This is a genomic window from Klebsiella sp. NPDC088457, from assembly GCF_044900465.1.
In the GTDB taxonomy this organism is placed as follows: domain Bacteria; phylum Pseudomonadota; class Gammaproteobacteria; order Enterobacterales; family Enterobacteriaceae; genus Klebsiella.
Map to the genome: position 1 here is coordinate 1 of NZ_JBJDNH010000001.1, position 20,000 is coordinate 20,000.

Annotated in this window: 15 protein-coding genes and 3 pseudogenes; 5 read left to right on the plus strand and 13 right to left on the minus strand. The window is 56.3% G+C overall.

Annotated features, from left to right (window positions below; translation table 11 throughout):
• A pseudogene (locus ACI2JR_RS00005) lies at positions 1-417 on the minus strand (1,4-alpha-glucan branching enzyme); the annotation flags it as partial.
• 576 nt (positions 418-993) lie between these two features.
• Between ACI2JR_RS00005 and ACI2JR_RS00010 the strand changes: the two are divergent.
• Positions 994-1,194 (plus strand): glycogen synthesis protein GlgS, encoded by a 201-nt coding sequence (locus tag ACI2JR_RS00010; protein WP_132731001.1) that lies wholly within the window; start codon positions 994-996, stop codon positions 1,192-1,194.
• Positions 1,195-1,366: 172 nt separating this feature from the next.
• Here the strand turns inward: ACI2JR_RS00010 and ACI2JR_RS00015 are convergent, their stop codons facing one another.
• The 6 genes from ACI2JR_RS00015 to ACI2JR_RS00040 form a co-directional block, all read right to left on the minus strand.
• Positions 1,367-2,083: an ABC transporter ATP-binding protein gene (locus ACI2JR_RS00015; RefSeq protein ID WP_132731000.1), complete on the minus strand. Its 717-nt coding sequence runs from the start codon at positions 2,081-2,083 to the stop codon at positions 1,367-1,369.
• Positions 2,080-2,955 (minus strand): ABC transporter ATP-binding protein, encoded by an 876-nt coding sequence (locus ACI2JR_RS00020; RefSeq protein WP_462477521.1) that lies wholly within the window; start codon positions 2,953-2,955, stop codon positions 2,080-2,082. Before ACI2JR_RS00020 ends, ACI2JR_RS00015 begins: the two co-directional genes overlap by 4 nt.
• The gene (livM, locus tag ACI2JR_RS00025; RefSeq protein ID WP_132730998.1) at positions 2,952-4,238 is read right to left on the minus strand and encodes a high-affinity branched-chain amino acid ABC transporter permease LivM; all 1,287 of its coding nucleotides are present in this window, start codon (positions 4,236-4,238) and stop codon (positions 2,952-2,954) included. The genes ACI2JR_RS00020 and livM overlap by 4 nt, the downstream gene beginning before the upstream one ends.
• Positions 4,239-4,248: 10 nt before the next feature.
• Entirely contained in the window at positions 4,249-5,163 is a 915-nt protein-coding gene (locus tag ACI2JR_RS00030; protein ID WP_132730997.1) for an ABC transporter permease subunit, read from the minus strand.
• 111 nt (positions 5,164-5,274) lie between these two features.
• A complete protein-coding gene (locus ACI2JR_RS00035; RefSeq protein WP_207896665.1) occupies positions 5,275-6,333 on the minus strand; it encodes a branched-chain amino acid ABC transporter substrate-binding protein in 1,059 nt (352 codons plus the stop codon).
• Positions 6,334-6,931: 598 nt separating this feature from the next.
• The gene (locus tag ACI2JR_RS00040; protein WP_462477522.1) at positions 6,932-8,464 is read right to left on the minus strand and encodes an EAL domain-containing protein; all 1,533 of its coding nucleotides are present in this window, start codon (positions 8,462-8,464) and stop codon (positions 6,932-6,934) included.
• Between the two features lie 294 nt (positions 8,465-8,758).
• On the opposite strand from ACI2JR_RS00040, the gene ACI2JR_RS00045 reads away from it, so the two are divergent.
• Complete coding sequence (locus tag ACI2JR_RS00045) at positions 8,759-10,054, plus strand: glycoside hydrolase family 10 protein (protein WP_462477719.1); 1,296 nt, start codon at positions 8,759-8,761, stop codon at positions 10,052-10,054.
• 68 nt (positions 10,055-10,122) lie between these two features.
• On the opposite strand, the gene ACI2JR_RS00050 is transcribed toward ACI2JR_RS00045, so the two are convergent.
• The 6 genes and pseudogenes from ACI2JR_RS00050 to ACI2JR_RS00075 form a co-directional block, all read right to left on the minus strand.
• Entirely contained in the window at positions 10,123-10,935 is an 813-nt protein-coding gene (locus ACI2JR_RS00050) for a MetQ/NlpA family ABC transporter substrate-binding protein (protein ID WP_462477523.1), read from the minus strand.
• Between the two features lie 20 nt (positions 10,936-10,955).
• Positions 10,956-11,624, minus strand: coding sequence for a methionine ABC transporter permease (locus tag ACI2JR_RS00055; protein ID WP_132730992.1), 669 nt, complete (start codon positions 11,622-11,624; stop codon positions 10,956-10,958).
• A pseudogene (locus ACI2JR_RS00060) lies at positions 11,617-12,636 on the minus strand (methionine ABC transporter ATP-binding protein). The gene ACI2JR_RS00055 and the pseudogene ACI2JR_RS00060 overlap by 8 nt, the downstream one beginning before the upstream one ends.
• 334 nt (positions 12,637-12,970) lie before the next feature.
• Positions 12,971-14,179 (minus strand): aminotransferase class I/II-fold pyridoxal phosphate-dependent enzyme, encoded by a 1,209-nt coding sequence (locus ACI2JR_RS00065; RefSeq protein WP_132730990.1) that lies wholly within the window; start codon positions 14,177-14,179, stop codon positions 12,971-12,973.
• Between the two features lie 4 nt (positions 14,180-14,183).
• Positions 14,184-15,494: an LLM class flavin-dependent oxidoreductase gene (locus ACI2JR_RS00070; protein ID WP_462477524.1), complete on the minus strand. Its 1,311-nt coding sequence runs from the start codon at positions 15,492-15,494 to the stop codon at positions 14,184-14,186.
• A gap of 12 nt (positions 15,495-15,506) precedes the next feature.
• Entirely contained in the window at positions 15,507-16,583 is a 1,077-nt protein-coding gene (locus ACI2JR_RS00075; protein WP_132730988.1) for an iron-containing alcohol dehydrogenase family protein, read from the minus strand.
• Between the two features lie 345 nt (positions 16,584-16,928).
• Here ACI2JR_RS00075 and purB point away from each other — a divergent pair.
• The 3 genes and pseudogenes from purB (at position 16,929) to ACI2JR_RS00090 (ending at position 19,999) form a co-directional block, all read left to right on the plus strand.
• Positions 16,929-18,286 (plus strand): annotated as a pseudogene (purB, locus tag ACI2JR_RS00080) (adenylosuccinate lyase).
• Positions 18,283-18,819, plus strand: coding sequence for a GNAT family N-acetyltransferase (locus tag ACI2JR_RS00085; protein ID WP_132730986.1), 537 nt, complete (start codon positions 18,283-18,285; stop codon positions 18,817-18,819). The pseudogene purB and the gene ACI2JR_RS00085 overlap by 4 nt, the downstream one beginning before the upstream one ends.
• 1 nt (position 18,820) lies before the next feature.
• A complete protein-coding gene (locus ACI2JR_RS00090; protein WP_207896662.1) occupies positions 18,821-19,999 on the plus strand; it encodes an amidohydrolase in 1,179 nt (392 codons plus the stop codon).
• Position 20,000 lies beyond the last annotated feature (1 nt).

Consider the following 20,000-nt stretch of genomic DNA (forward strand, 5'->3'; position numbering starts at 1 on the left):
GCGCGTCCCGGTCACCCCGTCCATGGTGTCGGCATGAGCGCCCAGGGTCTCGTAGGGCCGCAGATGGGTTCCTTCGGAGAGCAGCCAGACGTCAAACTCCTGCAGCAGCGGGCCAAAGCGATAAGGGTCGTCAATCAGGTTTTGCTGGCCGTGCCAGGTGACCGCCAGCTGGTAGCGAAAAGCATTTTTTCGCCGCGGCAGAACGCCGCTAAAGAATCCGCGTGAGTCGAGGCATTCGAGCTTGCCGACTTTACGCCCGGTTTGCGGTTCAATTACCCATACCTCGCTGGCATCGGGTAATAATGCGCGCACTTCCAGACCAGCATCGTTTGAGTGCATGCCAAGCACGGAGAATGGATCGGAACAATGACCTGCGAGAAGTGCTGAAATCGCACTTTTTTCATTATAATCAGACATGTCAGTCACCCTACTATCATCCTGCGGAAAGAATTAAAACGCCTCTTTCTGCTTTATTGATCCGGTAATATTCCGCTGCAATGCTGCGCATCGAAATATCAACACGTTATTCCAGAGCCTTAAGACATGTCGGTCGTCCACAAATATAGAGTGATTAACCTCCTGAGAAGTGAATTAAATGCGCCGTACGATTTTTGTATTATCTACCTCCAGAATAATTACTCCTGATTTTCTTTCTGTGAGTAAACACTCATTTCTATATCAATTGGAAAACTAATTTTTATTTCGTCACTAATGATGAGTTTCCTCCTGCTAATTTTGCCAGATCGCATACAAAAAAATAAAACATACGCCTGATGACAGCTCAATCATTCTGGGGAGCGCCTTCATGGCAGCATTTACCTCCACCAGACGGCCTGACAGGCGGATTGCGGCGGCAGGAAACGCCCTAAAGTACAAAATCTGCGGCTGGCCTCACAGTTTTCGCGACTCTGCAGGAGAATATCGAGAGGCTGGGCCATACTGAAAATAGCAGAGCATAAACCTTACTCTTCATGGCGATTAAAAGGGAGGAATATGCAGGCAATACACCACGTAGAAAAGTTTCATCCAAAAGATTTTGATTTTATTGCATTAAGTCTGGCCCAGATGAACTCACAAGGGCGGAAAGTGGATGTTGAACAGGTCACCGGCAGTATGAATGATGCATGCAAATCACGGTTCCTGGACAGCTATCGCTACCATCTCAATCTATTTGCAGAAAAATCGCTATCCTGAAACAACAGGCCGGATGATATATCCGGCCTTTCGTTTTGTACCTGCCCTGCGTTAATGACCGGTGGTTAATTTCATTCTGGCGATATTAGCAACACTCATCAGAGGAGAGGGCTTTTATTTCTGACGCTCGTTCAAGCGAGCCGTCGTTGCCGGGGTACGCCATTTTCCCTTTTCAGCTCACGCCGAGATAAGCATTCCTGACCTGCGGATTATTTAAAAGCTCTCTCCCGGTTCCGCTCAGCTGGATCTGGCCGTTAACCATCACGTAGGCACGATCGGAGAGCTTAAGCGCATGGTGCGCGTTTTGTTCCACCAGAAACAGCGTCATTCCCTGCTGCGTCAGTTCACGCAGAATCTGGAAAATCTGTTTTACCACCAGCGGCGCAAGCCCGAGGCTGGGCTCATCCAGCAGCAGCAGCTTCGGTCTGCTCATCAACGCCCGGGCAATGGCCAGCATTTGCTGTTCACCGCCCGACAGCGTCATGGCGCGTTGCGAGCGTCGCTCTTCGAGACGGGGAAAAAGCTGATACATCCGCGCCTTATCTTCATTCTGATAGCGGTTGCCGATGGGGATCGTCCCCATCAGCAGATTCTCCTCCACCGTCATATCGGCAAAGATCCGCCGCCCCTCCGGGGCCTGGGCAATCCCGTTGCTGGCGATAAAATGGGTGGACTGTCGGCTGATATCTTCCCCTCGATAGCGTATCTGCCCTTCGGCAATACGCGGCTGACCAAAAATGGACATCAGGAGCGTGGATTTACCGGCGCCATTGGCGCCGATCAGCGCTACCGTCTCCCCCTCATTCACCGTTAAGGAGACCTGTTTCAGCGCCTGGATCTGGCCGTAAAAAACATCCACCTGACGAAACTCAAGCAACGGCTGGTTCATTCGGCGATCTCCTCTTCATCCGTGCCCAGATAGGCCGCAATCACGCTGGTGTTTGACTGGATCGCTTTCGGTTCGCCCCGGGCAATCACATCGCCATGATCGAGCACGATCACGTGGTCTGAAATTTCCATCACCATGCCCATGTCATGTTCAATCAGTAAAACCGTGACGCCATGCTGCTGGCGCAGGAAACGGATAATCCGGCTCAGCGCCTGGGTCTCCACGGGGTTAAGACCCGCGGCCGGTTCGTCCAGACAGATCATCTCCGGGTCGGTACACATCGCGCGGGCGATCTCCAGCCGCCGCTGCTGCCCATAGGAGAGCGTCCCGGCCAGCAGGTTGGCGCAATCCACCATCCCCACCACCTCCAGCCAGTAAAAGGCCCGGTCCAGCGCCTGATTTTCCGCTTGACGATAGCCGGGGGTATTTAAAATCCCGGCCAGCAAATTGCGATTGACCTGCATATGCTGGGCCACCAGCAGGTTTTCAACCACCGACATTTCACGGAACAGGCGGATGTTCTGAAAAGTGCGCGCCAGTCCCGCCCGGTTAACCAGATGCGTCCCGCCGAACATTTTGTAATACAGCCGCGTCCCCAGAACGGCAGGATGTAAGAAATCAGCCGGCCGAATCTTTTGCCCCAGCACCTGAATCACATCGGTCATCCGCGCATGGGCATTGAGCTTAATCACCCCGCCGGTGGCGCGATAAAACCCGGTCAGACAGTTAAACACCGTGGTCTTCCCCGCGCCGTTGGGACCAATCAGCGCGGTGATTGAGCCGCGTTTAACCTCAAGATTGACGTCATTAAGCGCCTTGATCCCGCCAAAATGCATCATCAAATGCTCAACCTGTAAGATGTTGTCACTCATGGCGCCACTCCCTTGCGTACCGCGACGCCGGTGCGGCTGGTTCGTACCAGCCCGCGCGGGCGCCAGATCATCATCAGCACCATCAGCATGCCGAACAGCAGCACCCGGTATTCGTCAAAACCGCGCAGCAGTTCCGGCGTAACCGTCAGGACAAAAGCCGCCAGCACCACTCCCAGCGTCGACCCCATGCCGCCCAGCACCACAATCGCCAGAATCAACGCCGACTCAAAAAAGGTAAACGAAGTCGGATTAACGAACCCCTGATAAGTGGCAAAAAAGACCCCGGCGATCCCGGCGGTAGACGCCCCGAGCATAAACGCCGACAGTTTAACCAGCACGTGGTTCAGCCCCATCGCCCGACAGGCGATCTCATCTTCGCGCAGCGCTTCCCATGCGCGGCCGATCGGCATTCGCGTCAACCGGTGCTTGATAAATAGCACCACCAGCACCACCAGGCACAGCACCGCGTAGATAAAGATAAATTTGAGGTTGGGGTTATAGCTGATATGCAGAAACTCGTGGATCGGCACTCCGCCTTCCTTCGCCCGCCGGGCAAACTCCAGCCCGAACAAGGTCGGCGCCGGGACCGAAACGCCATTCGGGCCGCCGGTAAAACTGACCCAGTTATTCAGCACCAGGCGGATAATTTCGCCAAACCCGAGGGTGACGATCGCCAGATAATCCCCATGCATTCGTAGCACCGGGAACCCGAGCAGCGCCCCGGCCAGCGCCGCCATGATCGCCCCTAGCGGCAGCATCGCCCAAAATCCCAGCCCCAGATACTGATAGCCCAGCGCCAGGCCATAGGCGCCAATGGCGTAGAACGCGACATAGCCAAGATCGAGCAGCCCGGCCAGGCCAACAACGATATTCAGCCCCAGTCCCAGCAGGACATAAATCAGCCCGAGGATGGCGACCGTCAGCAGATATTTGGTGGCGATAGCCGGGAAGATTATCGCTATCACCGCCAGCAGCGGAACGATCCACCGCAGTCGTGAACGATAGCCTGGGGGACGCACGTAAACGCCGTCATCGCCCCCTTCAAAGCGCGCGAGAAATTTCCGCCCGCCGCGGCTTTGCAGCAACAGACTGAGCATCAGCCGCCCGGTCATCACCACGGCGACCAGGATCGCCACCCGCTGGGTCGACAGATTGAAGCTATAACCTTTAAGCACAATGCCCACGATCGGGCCAAATACTACCAGCGCGCACAATCCGGCCAGGACGCTATCAATCAGGCAGCTTCTGATATCCAGCCCTGGTTTACGGGACACTTCAGCCATGTTTTACCCCTTAAACCTTTGCAACCATCGGACGACCGAGCAGCCCCTGAGGGCGGAAGATAAGGATCGCCACCAGCAGAGCGAAGGAAAATACGTCTTTGTAGTCAGAGTTCACCAGCCCGGCAAACTGCGCCTCGGCCACGCCCAGCAGCAGCCCTCCCAGCATGGCGCCGGGCAGCGAACCGATCCCACCCAGCACCGCGGCAGTAAAGGCTTTAATCCCGATGATAAAACCGATATAGAAATCAAAGGTGCCGTAATTCATGGTCACCAGTACCCCGGCCAGCCCGGCCATCGCCGCGCCAATCACAAACACCAGCGAGATCACCCGGTCGGTATTAATCCCGAGGATCGCCGCCATCCGGCGATCCTGTTGCGTCGCCCGACAAATACGCCCCAGCCGGGTGTACTGAATTATCCAGGTCAGGACGATCATCCCTATCAGCGCCGCCGCAAGGATAAAAATTTTGGTCCAGGTGATTTGCACGATGCCATCGCCAACCTGCAGGCGCAGTACGCCGGTCAACAGCGTCGGGATACCCTGTTGGTTGGGGCCCTGGCTAAGTTGCACATAGTTCTGCAGGATAAGCGACATGCCGATGGCCGAAATCAGCGGCGCCAGCCGGGTGGAGTTACGTAAAGGCCGGTAGGCAATCCGTTCAATCGCCCAGCCATAGACGCCGGTGACCACAATGGTGAACACCAGGGTGCCAAAGATCAGCAGGGGAAAAGAGTGAATACCAAACCAGGAGAGCAGCGCCAGCCCGATGGCGCACAGGTAGGCTGAGATCATATACACCTCGCCGTGCGCGAAGTTAATCATGCCGATGATGCCGTACACCATGGTGTAGCCAATGGCGATTAATCCATACACGGCGCCCAACGTCAGCCCATTAATCAGTTGTTGCAGAAAGAACGCTTCCATAGACACCATCCTGCCGGTACACGGGCAGCGAACGGCCAGGCATCCGCCGCACGCTGCCTTGTTTGCGAGTCACACCCTTCTTAATACAGGGCCGGAGAGTTCAGTTAACGGCTAAAGCTGGTGATATTTGCCTTTATCATCCCACTTGTAGACGACGTAATCCGACACTTTAAGATCGCCTTTTCCGTCCCAGGCTTTTTTGCCCATCACGGTATCGACGCTGTTGGCTTTCAGCCATTCGCTGGCTTTGCTGTTATCGGTGCCGACCGCGTTATAGGCCGCGGCAATCGCCTGAATGGAGGCGTAGGCATACAGGGTATAGCCTTCTGGTTCAAAACCGCTGGCGCGGAATTTTTCGATAACGGTTTTCCCTTCCGCCAGGGTTCGCGGATCCTGGCCAAAGGTCATCAGGACGCCGTCGGTGAATTGCGGCCCGCCAGCGGCGGTAACCAGCTCCTCGGTGACGATGCAATCGCCGGAGAAGAATTTCGCCTGTACTCCCTGCTCCCTCATCTGGCGAACCAGCGGGCCAGCTTCCGGATGACAGCCGCCGAAATAGACCACGTCAGGTTTCAGCGCCCCGATTTTGGTCACCAGCGCGTTGAAATCCTTTTCGCCACGGGATAACCCTTCATACAGCACCTCTTTCGTGCCGCGCTTCGCCAGCGCCGCCCGGGTTGCATCCGCCAGTCCCTGACCATAGGTGTCTTTATCGTGAATAACGGCGATTTTTTTCGCTTTCAGCACGTCAAGCATGTAGTTTGCCGCAATGGCCCCCTGCTGATCGTCGCGACCGCACATACGGAACATGTCTTTCATCCCGCGCTCGGTAATCAGGGGGTTAGTGGAGCCCGGCGTGATAGTCAGGATCCCCGCTTCGTCATACACTTCCGAAGCAGGCATCGTTGAGGATGAGCAGAAGTGACCGACCACGGCTGAAACGCCGGACTCATCCACCAGGCGGTTAGCCACCGCTACCGCCTGTTTCGGCTCACAGGCATCATCGCCCTGAACCAGCACAATTTTCTCGCCTTTAATTCCTCCCGCCGCATTAATATCCGCCGCCGCCTGCGAGGCCCCTTTCCAGTACTGGGCGCCGTAGGTGGCATTCGGCCCGGTAAACGGTCCGGCAACCCCAATCTTCACATCCGCCTGTGCGTAAAATGCCACACTCATACAACCGGCAATCGCAAAATGAAGAGTCAACTTTTTGAGTTTCAGAGACATTCGATATTCCTCAGCGATTTATAGCCTGGCGCCAGGTCATGGCGCGGAAAATATCATTTACTGTTTGGTTTGCCGAAGGCGGACAGCATGCCGTTACGGCCAGGGTGGAAGAAGCAAAAATCCCGCCAGGGAGAAATGGCCAGCCAGATCGCTTACTAATGGGTGGAGGTCACGCACGGTAACAGCGCATCCCCCCTCCGGCTAACGTGCATTTCAGTACAGGTCAGGAGGTTCTGTTGCCATCACGTGGCGAGTAGGGAACTGCGGCGTCCGTACCGACCAGCGTGCTAAACATAGTTGCTCTTTTCACACGTTGCGCACTGCCCTGGTGCAAAAGTGCGAAAATGATCATGAGTGTGAATAATTTTGTTGCGGTATTGTGAAGATGCTAACAAGAAGATGAGGGGAAAGAGGATAAATAGCGCCCGGTCGCGAGGTTAAGCATTTCGTCGTCCACCGCGCTGTGCAGTCCATAAAGGGAAAACGCGCCGTCGGAGGCGCGGACGGCCCTGCGTACGCCGCCGCTATTTATTCCGTCGCGCTATTTTCCGCGCAGGGCCGATTTATCGCCAACCATAGCGATATATTCATCGACCGTTAACGCCTTCGAAAAATAATAACCCTGGAATATGTCGATCCCCATCTCTTTCAACATCGCGATCTGGGCCTTCTCCTCCACTCCTTCGGCGATAATCTGACAGTTGAATTTCTTCGCCAGGTTCACCATATTTTTAACCACCAGCGCGGAGGCATGGTTGGTTAAGATGTTAAACGTAAAAATCTTATCAATTTTGATAAACTCTGGCGTGAACTGCTGTAAATAGCTGTAGTTGGCATATCCGGTACCAAAATCGTCGAGGGAAAACTCCACTCCCATCGCCCTGAGTTTTTCCGTCACCAGCGAGGTTTGCCGCGTATTTTCAATCGATTCGCGTTCGGTGATCTCCAGCACCAGCCGTACCTGAGAAGCATTCAGCCGGTCCATAAACTGCCGGCACAACGCAATAATGTCATGGTCCTGGAAATTGAGCGAACTGGTATTAAAACAGATAAATAATCCCTGCGGGATCGTCTGCGCCCGCCTACGAAACTGGTTAATCACCTCGGTGAAACAGATGTCGGTGATCCCTTTAATCAGCCCGGTCTGTTCAGCCACCGCAATAAACTTATCCGGAGAAATAGCCCCCAGCCGCGGGTGCTGCCAGCGTACCAGCACCTCTCCGCCAACCACTACTCCCGTCTCGCTATTGACGATCGGCTGGATCCAGGGCTGCAGCTGTTTCAGCTTAATCGCCTTCTTGAGCATGTACTCTACCGTTACACGGTAGTTGAGATAGTTTCTGAACAGGAACGTCGCGAGGAGCGCGACGAGGATGATAACCAGCAACGAATTGCGCTCATATTTTATAAAGCTGGCGACACTGGAAGCATATCCCCGGTCGGCAATAACGGAATATTTAAAACGTTGCGAGGGTAATTCCACGGCCTTATTAATATCCGGATGGCGGGTCACCGCGCCGGTTTTCGACATAAACCGGTCAGCTACTTTTAAATATAAGCGGGCATCGCGATCGAGCACATTTAATATATTATATAAATAGTAGCCATCAATACCGATCAGCGCGGTATGACCCCGCTGGTCCTGCACACTGTAAACAATTAGCGGGCGTGAGGGCGTTATTTCATTACCGCCCATCATCAGCATCTGACCATGGGCGTATTGCGCCTGATCGACCTTGAATTTACGGCCGCCAAACACCGAGGTACAGTATATTTCATTATTGTTAACCAGATTAACGGTGCGGACATCGGGAATGGTCGCGACAATGGTGCGGATCGCCGTCAAGACCTGTTCATTACAGCTTTTACCCAGATACGGTGCTGCCTGGCTGGCGGCCTGTTGCGCATGGGAGAGCGTCACATCAAGGCTGGCTATTGACTGTTGAAGACGGGAGCGGATATCCGCGTCGAGATTTTTTTGCATCTGCCAGTAGCAAAAACCGTTCCCGAGAGCCAGCGCAAAAATCAAAAATGAAATGATCCAAAGGCGATGTCGAAATGATGTGTTTTTCATGGAAGTCCAGCGTTACTCGCCATTCGAGATGAATAGTTACTCACCAGGCAGAATTTTAACGTATTAAGGACATCCTCACCCAGAATCGATCAAAGTTTAATGTTTTTTATTGAGAAATCATGGTAAACGGCGACATAATTATCAGCTTGCGGCCAGGCTCCTGGACAAAAACCGTCCAGGAAAAGCCTGAAGACAGCCTGTTGATATAAATTTGAAGAATATGAAAATGCTTCTTTCACGCACTCACCTAACCAGCAGGCGTATATGATCATGCGCTTTTACCGCCCGGATGTGATGACCAACCTGACAAGGTCAGGGGTGGCAGCCGCCATCGCCCTGCTACTTGCCAGCTGCAGCAGCAAACCGCCGGTCTCCGTGGTTACTCCGCTGCCACCGGCGCTCAAACACCCCCATCCGGGCAAAAACCATGAGCCGGTGCGCGGCGTCTGGCTGACGACGGTCTCCCGTCTCGACTGGCCGCCGGTTGCCTCCGTCACGATTGGCGACCCGCAGGCGCGCATCCGGCAGCAGCAGAAGGCGCTCACCGACAAACTGGATAAGCTGAAAAGCCTCGGCATCAATACCGTCTTCTTCCAGGTGAAACCGGATGGCACCGCTCTGTGGCCGTCAAAAATTTTGCCCTGGTCCGATATGCTGACGGGCAAAATCGGCCAGGATCCTGGCTACGACCCGCTACAGTTTATGCTGGATGAAGCCCACAAACGCGGGATGCGGGTCCATGCCTGGTTCAATCCCTACCGGGTATCCGTAAATATCCGGCCGAAGACCGTCGCCGAGCTCAACGCGACGCTGCCGCAGGTTCCCGCCAGCGTCTTTGTTCTGCATCGTGACTGGGTCCGTACCGCCGGGGAGCGCTTCGTCCTCGATCCCGGCATTCCGGAGGTTCGCGACTGGATCACCAGCATCGTGGCGGAGGTCGTTGAGCATTATCCGGTTGATGGCGTGCAGTTTGATGATTACTTCTATACCGAGTCCCCGGGCTCAGCCCTCAACGACAGTCAGACCTACCGAAGATATGGTCAGGGATATGCCGCAAAAGCAGACTGGCGGCGGCACAATACCCAGCAGCTGATTGCTCAGGTTTCGCGCGCCATCAAACAGCTTAACCCCGACGTTGAATTCGGCGTCAGCCCCGCCGGCGTCTGGCGTAACCGTTCGCACGACCCGGCGGGGTCAGACACCCGTGGCGCGGCGGCCTATGATGAATCCTACGCCGATACCCGCAGCTGGGTTCAGCAAGGGCTGCTCGACTACATCGCCCCGCAGCTGTACTGGCCCTTTGCCCGCGACGCGGCCCGATATGACGTGCTGGCGAAATGGTGGGCGGACGTGGTGAAACCGACCGGTACGCGACTTTATATCGGAGTGGCGCTGTATAAAGTTGGTGAACCGTCGAAGAGTGAGCCCGACTGGATGGTGAACGGCGGCGTGCCTGAGCTGAAAAAACAGCTCGACCTCAACGAGTCGATGCCACAAATCCAGGGCACCATCCTGTTCAGGGAAAACTATCTCAATCAACCGCAGACCCAGCAGGCCGTCAGTTATCTGCAAAGCCGGTGGGGACGCTGAGGGAGAGCAGAAAGATAGCGTCCGGCAAGGAAACTGCGCGGCGAAACGCTCCGCCGCGCGGCTGCAGATCAGTTATTTACCGGGATCACGGCGCCTTTATACTTGCTGCGAATCCAGTCCTGAATCTCTTTTGAGTGCAGAACGTTCACCAGCGCGACGATATCTTTTTTGTGCTCATCGCCACGGTGGACGGTAATGATGTTGGCGTAAGGGTTATTTTCTCCACTCTCCACGGCGATCGGATCGTGTACCGGATCGAGACCGGCATCAATCGCATAGTTGGCGTTAATCACCACCGCGTCGCCTTCATCATTGTTATACATTTGCGGCAGCAGCGCCGCTTCAACGTTAGGCTGGAACTGCAGTTTCTTCGGGTTATCGACGATATCGCTGATGCGCGCATTCACTTTATCGACGCCCGGCTTCAGTTTAATCACCCCCTCTTTTTCGAAGATGGACAGAATACGCCCCTCTTCTGATACCGCATCGCGCATAATGATCTTCCCGCCCTGCGGCAGGTCTTTCAACGATTTATATTTTTTCGAGTAGATGCCGATCGGCTCAATATGAATCGCCCCGGCGCTGACGAAATCATAGGATTTATCGCCGGCATGATCCTTCAGCACGCTGTTGAGGTAAGGAATGTGCTGGAAATAGTTGGCGTCGATTTCACGACCCGCCAGCGCGGTATTGGGCAGGATGTAGTCCTGGAATGGTTTAATCTCCAGATCGATGCCCTGCTTCGCCAGAATCGGCTTCGCCTGCTCGAGAATTTCCGCATGCGGCACGTTGGAGGCCCCGACGGTCAGGGTATCCGCCCATGAGGCAAAGCTCATGGCGCTTAAGGTGACGGCTGCAATCATCGTTAACGTTTTTTTCATGATGTGATTCCTTGATATTATTAGCGTTTGTCTAACAAAGAGGTCAACAGGTCGCCGCAGAACTGGATGATGAAGACAACGATCAAAATCGTTACCGTCGCCACCAGCGTGACGTCACCGTGGTTTCGCTGGAATCCTTCCAGATAAGCCAGATTTCCTAAGCCGCCGGCGCCGATCACGCCAGCCATGGCGCTGTAGCTCACCAGCGCAATCAGCGTCACGGTGATACCGGACACCAGCGCCGGCGATGATTCAGGCAGCAACACCCGAAAAATCAGGGTACTCAGACGCGCGCCCATGGAACGGGACGCTTCGATAACGCCTTTATCCACTTCCCGCAGCGCAATCTCCACCAGCCGGGCATAAAACGGCGCGGCGCCGACAATCAACGCCGGCAGCGCCGCGTTCGCGCCTAAAATCGTGCCGACGAGGGTTTTGGTGAACGGGATCAGCAACACAATCAGGATGATGAAGGGAATCGAGCGAAAGACGTTCACCACCACCGAGATAACGCTATAGAGCGTTCGGTTCTGAAACAGCCCGCCGCGGGCGGTCAGAAACAGCGCCAGCCCCAGCATAATTCCCAGCACAAAAGTCGCCGCCCCGGAGAGCACCGTCATATACAGCGTCTCCTGAGTCGCTGCCCATAGCTGTGGCCATTTAAGGTGCGGAAATAATGTCTCAAACATGGTGAATCACCTCGCCTTCAATATCGCTGCGGCGTAAATCCGCGAGGATATTCGCTATTTGTTCGGCATTAGCCTCCACGTGAACCCACAGCTGGCCGAAGACCCCCTGCGCGGTTTGCGTCATTTTGCCGTGCAGAATGTTGAACGGCAGGCCATAGCGCAGCGTTAATTCCCCGACGATCGGCTGGTGGGTACTGTGGCCGGTAAAGGTCAGCTTAATGACCGTACCGCGCAGATGCTGATTTAGCTGCGGATTAAACGCTTCATCCGCATACTGCCCAATCTGGCGCACAAACTGGCGGGTAATGGGCTGCTGCGGATGGCTGAAGACGTTGATGACCTCGCCTTCCTCAACCACCTTGCCGTTCTCCATGACCGCCACCCGGTTGCAAATCTTGCGCACCACGTGCATTTCATGGGTGATCAGCACGATCGTCAGTTTGAAGCGGCGATTGATGTCCTGTAACAGCTCCAGAATTTGATCGGTCGTCTGCGGATCCAGCGCCGAGGTGGCTTCATCGCACAGCAGAACGTCCGGGCTATTCGCCAGCGCGCGGGCAATCCCCACCCGCTGTTTTTGCCCGCCGCTCAGCTGTGAAGGCCAGGCATTTTCCCGGCCGGTTAACCCGACCAGCTCAATCAGTTCAGCCACCCGGCGTTTGATGGTCGCCTTCGGCGCGCCGGCGATTTGCATCGAGAAAGCGATGTTCTCACTTACGGTGCGCGACCACAGCAGATTGAAGTGCTGGAACACCATGCTGATTTTGAGCCTCGCCTGACGTAGGGCCTCCCCTTTGGCGGCGGAAATATCCTAGCCGTTAATCACCACGCTGCCGGAAGTGGGCTTTTCCAGCCCGTTCAACAGACGAATCAGCGTACTCTTCCCGGCGCCGCTGTAGCCGATAATGCCGTAAATTTGTCCCTGTTCCACCGTCAGATTGACGCCATCCACTGCCGCGATCGATGCCTTTCCCTGGTCGAAAACTTTCGAAATATTCCTGAGAATAATCATGCTGTTGCTTATCCACCCAACGGTTTGGAAGTATAGATGTCCAGACGATGGTAATCATCAATTTATATATTTCAAATGAATAAAAGGAAATTAATTATAACTTTATAGAATTAAACGCCGGCTGGCAGGAAAGTTTGCGGTTATGGCCTCATACAGAAATAGTGAGTCAGAAAAGGATAGCCAGCGGCATGACCCCCTGCCGTTACCCGTTTTTACGGACTTAAACCGCTATCTTCATCAGAGGCAGGCGCCTCATCACCAGACGCCCGCCGGTCAATCTCATCTGCGGTGTTCAAAGGCCAATAGCAGCCACAGTAAAAGTTCGTATCCAATGTTAACCCGATACCAATCTGGAACAGGCCGCCGCAATTCGCCGCCCTGCTTCAATCACGGTAGCGGTATCGGTGGCAATCGACAGGCGAAAATAGGGCGACAGCCCGTAAGCGCTGCCTGCCACCCCCGAAACCCCATTTTCCAGCAGGTAATCCACAACGTCGGCTTCCGTCTCAATCTTCACCCCGTCCGGACGGTAGCGCCCGATAAGCCCCGCGCAGCGGGCGAAGACGAAGAACCCGCCCTGCGGCGGCGTCAGCGCAAGGCCGTCAATGCCGGCAAGAATGCTGACCAGCGCATCGCGACGCTGTTGATAGGTCGCCACCTGCGGCGCCAGGAAATCCAGCTCACCGCGCCAGGCGGCCAGCGCCGCGGCCTGGCTGACCGAACTGGCGCCGGAGCTGATCTGCGACTGGACGACGGTCATCGCGGTAATCAACGCCTGTGGCCCGGCACCGAAGCCAATGCGCCAGCCGGTCATGGCGTAGGTTTTCGAGACGCCTCCCACCAGCAACGTACGCGCCTGTAATTCAGCGGCAACATTGAGCAAATTGCGGTGCTCGCGGCCATCGAAAAGTATCTGTTCGTAGAGATCGTCAAGCATCACCAGCACCTGCGGGTGTTGCCGCAGCACCTCCGCCAGCGCCGCTAATTCTGCCGCGGAATAGACCGCTCCGTCCGGATTACCGGGATGGTTGAGCACCAGCCAGCGCGTGCGCGGCGTAATGCTCGCCGCCAGCTGCTCCGGCTGTAGTTTGTATCCCTGTTCCAGGTGACATTCCACCAGCACCGGCGTGCCGCCATTAAAGCGCACGCTGTCCGGAAAGGTCGGCCAGTACGGAGCCGGCACAATGACTTCATCGCCGTCATTCAGCGTGGCCGCAAAGGCATTAAAGATAACCTGCTTGGCGCCGTTGGCGATGATGATGTTCTCCACGGCAAACTGCAGCTGGTTTTGCTGCTGCAGTTTCTTCTGCACCGCTTCCAGCAGCGCCCGGGTTCCCTGGGTTGCCGTGTATTTGGTTTCTCCGCGGGCAATGGCCTCGTATGCCGCCCGCTTAATATGTTCAGGCGTATCGAAATCCGGCTCGCCGGTGGTGAGATCGAGAATATCGACGCCCGCCTTTTTAAGATCGTTAGTACGTTGTTTCGCCGCCGCGTTAGCCGAAAGCGAAACGCGCTGCACGCGCTGAGAGAGAGAAATGGTCATTCTGTTATCCTTGCGGGCCGATCGCCGGCAGACCCAGATTTTCGCGTAGCGTACTGAACTCATACTCCTCGCGGAACAGGCCGCGACGTCTCAGTTCAGGGATCACCAGCTCAACAAACAGGGAAAGCTGTTCCGGCATCACGGCGGGCATAATATTGAAGCCGTCCGCACCGCCCTGTTCCAGCCAGCGCTGGAAATCATCGGCGATATCCTCTGCGGTTCCCACCAGCACGCGGTGGCCGCGTGAACCGGCCGCAACCGCCGCCAGCTCGCGTAGCGTCAGGTTTTCGCGATACGCCAGATCGGTCAGCAGCTTCACCCGACTCTGATTCCCTTCCCCCGCCGGGACGGCCGGCACCGGGCCATCGAGCGGGAACTGGCTAAGATCCATATTAAAGCGGGTGGAAAGCTGACGAATGCCGTTATCGATATCCACCAGAGTATTCAGCTCACGCCACGTCGCCCGCGCTTCTTCTCGCGTACGCCCGACAATGGGCATCACCCCGGGCAGGATAAGCACGTGATCCGGATTGCGCCCCGCCTCCTGCACCTGCTGTTTCTGCGAACGGTAAAACGCCTGCGCCTCTTCGAGCGTGGCGGCGGCGGTAAAGACCACTTCGGCCGTTCGCGCCGCAAGTTTCTGCCCGTCGGCGGAGGAACCGGCCTCGATAATCACCGGCCGCCCCTGCGGGGAACGCGTAATATTCAGCGGTCCCTGCACCTGGAAATATTTGCCCCGGTGGTTTATGGCCTGAATCTTCTCGTCCACAAAATAGCGCCCGCTCGCTTTATCCGGCTGCACCGCCCCGTCCTGCCAGCCTTCCCACAGTTTGAAGGCCACCTCGAGGAATTCATGGGCGACCGCGTAGCGCTCGGCGTGCATCGGCATATTTTCGCGACTGAAATTGCGCGCCACATCGGTAGAAAAAGAGGTCACCACGTTCCACGCGGCGCGACCGTGGCTGATATGATCGAGGGATGAAAAGCTACGCGCCAGATTAAACGGATCGCTGAAGGTGGTGGAGGCCGTCGCCGCCAGACCGATATGCCGGGTCTGCACCGCCAGGGCCGCCAGCAGCGTCAGCGGTTCAAGGCGCGCCATGGTAGACGGTAGACGGTAAACGCTGGTCGCCAGCGCATCGCCGATAAAGAACATATCGAACTTACCCTCTTCGGCCTTTTTGGCGATCCACGTCAGCCATTCAATATCGGTCGGCGATCCCAGCGTTTCGGTTAAGCGCCAGCCGCTGACATGGTGGCCAAGCGGTTGTACGAACAGACCAAGGCGCAGCTGCCGGGAGGTGGTGTGGCTCATTATCTTTCCTTCTCAAAAAGTGGCGTTGTCGATCGCCAGTAGCGCATGCTCAATATTTTCGGCGGCAACAGAGAACGGCAGGCGCCCCGCCTCTTTTGCCGGGAATTTCACTTCGCGGGCAATGACGGCAAGGGTTTCCGCACGGTTGTCGCCGATATCGGGTAGCGCCAGCGGCGACCCGTAGCGCCGAAGCAGCGCCAGCAGTTCCGCTTCCGGCTGGCCGTCGTGGCTTTCCAGCAACGACTGGACCAGCAGGCCGAAACCGACCTTCTCGCCGTGCAGCCAGCCGTGCAGTTCCGGCTGATGGGTCAAACGGTTGTGGATCGCATGGGCCACGCCCGGGGCCGGCGTATCATCGCGCATACTGTTCGCCATCCCGGCGACGGCGATATTGGCATCGATCGTTTTCATCAGTGCCGGGGTGACCTCCTGCCGTTCATTGTCCCTTACCGCTTGTGCGCCGTATTTTTCGAAGATCTCCACCGCCAGCCGCGCCGCCTGCACTTTCAGGTTGAGCGCCAGGCTGTCATCGCTTTTCTGCTGATACGGACGGAATTCATACCACTTCGCCAGCGCGTCGACGATCCCGGCTCTGAGATAACGCGCGTCGCTGCGCGCAATCACTTCGCTGTCGACCAGTACCATCAGCGGCATCAGAGACAGCGGCTGGCTGCGGAGGTGCCCGCCGCATTCGTTATAGATAATACTCACCGGCGACCAGGCCGCGCAGGTCGCGGCTACCGTCGGTAGCGTCACCAGCGCGACATCCGCCAGCTGGCTGGCGATGGCTTTGCTGCAATCGAGTACCCGTCCGCCGCCAATCCCCAGCACCAGGGTCGCGTTTTGTCTGCGAACGCAGGCCAGGTGCGTCATAATCGCCGCATCGGTGCACTCCGTGGTCAGAAAATGGGTCTGCCAGCGGATCCCGGCAGCATGCAGGCTGTTCTCCAGCTGCGGATTAACCGCTTTCCATGCCTGTGGACTGGTGATTATCGCGATATTGGTCGCCTGCTTGTGGAGAAGTTCCCCCACGTGGGCGCACAGCCCGGGCTGATGGTGATAGGTTTGCGGTGATTTAATAGCGAACACGTTGTTGGCCTGTTTTCGGATAAAAAGGAGATATCACAACTTTCCGGTACGCCTTCCGTAATAAACGGAAAGTGAATCTCTGGATATATTTAAAAGGTTATTACTCCATCCTACGAGAATGAAAAAAAGAAACAAAGCGCTGATTTTCAATCCTTATTCACTAATTCGCAATAGGATAGATGAAATTTAGCTATTCCTTTAAAAGCTCTTGCATTATGCGCAGGATCAAAGAAATGATACTGCGACATGGGACTAATTTAACAACCGCCTTTCTGCAAATAAGAGATTCAGCTGGCCCGTTTGATAACTGAAAAATAAATTAGCCCTTTAAATAATGAGATTATTATGGCCGCGCACCCAATAGATTTTCTTTTACTTGGTAATAATTTTGGCACCGCAGAAATGCGGGAAATTTGGTCAGAGAAAAATCGCCTGACGCAGCAAATACACGTTGAGGTGGCGCTGGCCTTAGCCGAAGGCGAGCTTGGCGTTATCCCTGAGCAGGCAGCCCTCGCTATCGGCGAACTGGCTGACGCTGACAAGCTCAGCATTGCAGCGATCGCCGCCTCCGGCGCGCAGATGAAACATTCGCTGATGCCGGTCCTGACCGCGCTACAGCAGCAGTGCGGCGCCGCCGGCGAATACATCCATTATGGCGTCACGACACAGGATATCGTCGATACCGCCACCGTCTTACAGCTTAAACAAACTCTGGACGTTGTGGCGCGCGACAGCATCGCGGTGGCTAACGCGCTGAAAAAACTGGCTCGCGATCACCAGTACACGCTGATGGCCGGGCGCACGCATGGTATGCAGGCGTTGCCCACGACATTTGGCTTTAAAGCCGCGGTGTGGCTGGATGAGTTTATCCGCCATCTCGATCGCCTGACGGCCATCAGGCCCCGGCTACTCACCGGCAATCTTAGCGGCGCCATCGGCACCTACGCCGCGCTCGGTGAGATCGGTCCCGAAGTTGAGCGCCGTACCTTGGCGTATCTGAACCTCAATTCGCCGACCATCAGTTGGCAGTCAGCCCGGGACCGCTTTTCAGAATACGCTTCGCTGGCGGCGCTTATCAGCGGCACCTTAGGTAAAATCGGCAACGAGCTGTATAACCTGATGCGTAGCGAAATTAACGAGATCGAGGATCGACCACTATGCCGCATAAGCGCAATCCGGCGGCGATTGAGGGGCTAGCCAGCCTGACCGCCCCGCTGCTACACAGCGTGGCCCTGATCCATCAGTCGATGCACGTTGAGCACGAACGGGATGCCATGAGCTGGCGTGCCGAATGGATTGCGCTGCCAGAAATCTCCGTTTATCTCTCCGCGCAGCTGCAAAACGCTTATGCCATTTTATCCGGCCTGACGGTGAACAAAACCCGGATGGCGGCTAATCTGCAGATGCAGGACGGTCTGCTGTTATCCGAAAAAGTGATGTTCGAGGTCGGTAAAAAAATCGGCAAGCAGAGCGCCCACCGCCTGGTTTACGACTGCGCCATGCAGGCTTTTGAACAGCAGCGATCTTTTAAATCCGTTCTGCTCGCCCATCCCACCCTGGCAGCCAGCATCAGCGAAGAGGATCTGCGAAGCTGGCTGGATCCAGCAAACTATATAGGCTGCGCGCCGCAGAAGGTTGATGAAGTCATCCGCTTAGCTGAGCAGTCCGGACATCTATCGCCACCGGAGACGCACGTGTTATGACCCACCATTTCCGCCGGCTGACGCTGGACGACAGGCACGACTACCTGGCGCTGATGCTCGCCGCCTATGCGCCGATTAAAGCGCTGGGAATCCATTTTGATGCCGCCACCGCCGATCTGGCGCGGGTGACCAGACACCTTACCGAGCACGCCGTCTTTGCCCTGTTTTACGACGAACGGATGGTCGCCTCGGTCACCCTGCGTTTCCCGTGGGGTATCCTGCCAGGGCCGTTTAACCTGCCGCATATCGGCTGGTTCGGCACGCATCCGGAGTTCAAAGGGCAAAATCTTGGCGGAAAACTGCTGAGCTGGCTGGAACAGACCATTCTGCTGGGCGAGCTGAAAGCGCCCGCCTATTCGCTCGGCACCGCGGTCAGTCATCCGTGGCTGCGCGATTTCTACCGCAAGCTGGGGTTCGTTCCGATGCATACAACCGACCTCGGCAAAGGCCACATCACGCTGTATATGAAAAAAGTTCTCGATGAATCACAGCACGCCCGCTGGCTGGAACGACAGCCGCCCACAGGAGTTTGACATGCCCGATATTGCTATCCCCCAGGAACATCAGCCTCTGGCGACATTCCTGCAGGATTTTCGTCATCATCTGCATCGCCACCCGGAGCTCTCCAATCAGGAGTTTCAGACCACCGCGGACATCAAAGCCGCGCTGGAACAGCGGCAGATCCGCATCCTCGATTTGCCGCTGAAAACCGGCCTGGTCGCTGAAATCGGCGGCCACCAACCCGGTGCCATCGTGGTGCTGCGGGCCGACATCGATGCCCTGCCGATTGAAGAAAAATCCGCGCTGGATTACGCCTCGCTGACGCCGGGGGTAATGCACGCCTGCGGTCATGATTTCCATACCTCGGCGGCATTAGGCGCGGCAATTTTGCTTAAAGCGCGGGAAGAGACGCTTACCGGCACCGTGCGCATCCTGTTTCAGGCCGCGGAAGAGACCGGCCACGGTGCGCCGGCGCTGATCGCCACCGGCGCGCTGGACGACGCCGACGTGATTTTCGGTATCCATAACGATCCGTCACTCCCCGTAGGTACCCTCGGCAGTAAGGACGGCGCCCTGACCGCCGGCGTAGATCGTTTCGCCATCACCCTGTCCGGCACCGGCAGCCACGCCGCCCGGCCGCATGAAGGCAACGATCCGATTATCATCGCCGGACAGGTTATCAGCGCTTTGCAGACGCTGATCGCCCGCAATGTGCCCTCCGACCATAACGCCGTGGTCTCCATCACCCAGGTACACAGCGGCAGTACCTGGAACGTCATCCCCGACAGCGCCTGGCTGGAAGGGACGGTGCGCACCTTCAACCAGACCACCCGCGAACTGATCGAACGCCGTTTCCGTCAGGTACTGCGGGGCATCGCGGAAGCCTTCGACGCGCAAATCGATCTCGACTGGCAGCCCGGTCCGCCTTCGGTGGTCAATACCGCCAGATGGGTGGATTTCGCCCTCGCCCAGGGCGAGGCCTCCGGCTTTGAGGCGCGACGCGTCGAGGCCAGCCCGATTGGCGAGGACTTCGCCTTTTACCAGCAGAAACTCCCCGGCGCGTTCATCATGATCGGCTCCGGCGGCCCCTTCGCGCTGCATCATCCCGAATTCCGCGTCGACGATCGCGCGCTGTTCCCGACCGCGAACTATCTTGCGCAGCTTGGCGCGCAGGCGCTGGAGACACTCCGCCAGCAGGACACAGGAAAATAGC

Excerpts from the sequence above, each read along its gene's own strand:
- ACI2JR_RS00010 (WP_132731001.1), top strand. The coding sequence starts at position 994 with ATGCAGGCAATACACCACGTAGAAAAGTTTCATCCAAAAGATTTTGAT.
- ACI2JR_RS00015 (WP_132731000.1), bottom strand. The coding sequence starts at position 2,083 with ATGAACCAGCCGTTGCTTGAGTTTCGTCAGGTGGATGTTTTTTACGGC.
- ACI2JR_RS00020 (WP_462477521.1), bottom strand. The coding sequence starts at position 2,955 with ATGAGTGACAACATCTTACAGGTTGAGCATTTGATGATGCATTTTGGC.
- livM (WP_132730998.1), bottom strand. The coding sequence starts at position 4,238 with ATGGCTGAAGTGTCCCGTAAACCAGGGCTGGATATCAGAAGCTGCCTG.
- ACI2JR_RS00030 (WP_132730997.1), bottom strand. The coding sequence starts at position 5,163 with ATGGAAGCGTTCTTTCTGCAACAACTGATTAATGGGCTGACGTTGGGC.
- ACI2JR_RS00040 (WP_462477522.1), bottom strand. The coding sequence starts at position 8,464 with ATGAAAAACACATCATTTCGACATCGCCTTTGGATCATTTCATTTTTG.
- ACI2JR_RS00045 (WP_462477719.1), top strand. The coding sequence starts at position 8,759 with ATGACCAACCTGACAAGGTCAGGGGTGGCAGCCGCCATCGCCCTGCTA.
- ACI2JR_RS00050 (WP_462477523.1), bottom strand. The coding sequence starts at position 10,935 with ATGAAAAAAACGTTAACGATGATTGCAGCCGTCACCTTAAGCGCCATG.
- ACI2JR_RS00055 (WP_132730992.1), bottom strand. The coding sequence starts at position 11,624 with ATGTTTGAGACATTATTTCCGCACCTTAAATGGCCACAGCTATGGGCA.
- ACI2JR_RS00065 (WP_132730990.1), bottom strand. The coding sequence starts at position 14,179 with ATGACCATTTCTCTCTCTCAGCGCGTGCAGCGCGTTTCGCTTTCGGCT.
- ACI2JR_RS00070 (WP_462477524.1), bottom strand. The coding sequence starts at position 15,494 with ATGAGCCACACCACCTCCCGGCAGCTGCGCCTTGGTCTGTTCGTACAA.
- ACI2JR_RS00085 (WP_132730986.1), top strand. The coding sequence starts at position 18,283 with ATGACCCACCATTTCCGCCGGCTGACGCTGGACGACAGGCACGACTAC.
- ACI2JR_RS00090 (WP_207896662.1), top strand. The coding sequence starts at position 18,821 with ATGCCCGATATTGCTATCCCCCAGGAACATCAGCCTCTGGCGACATTC.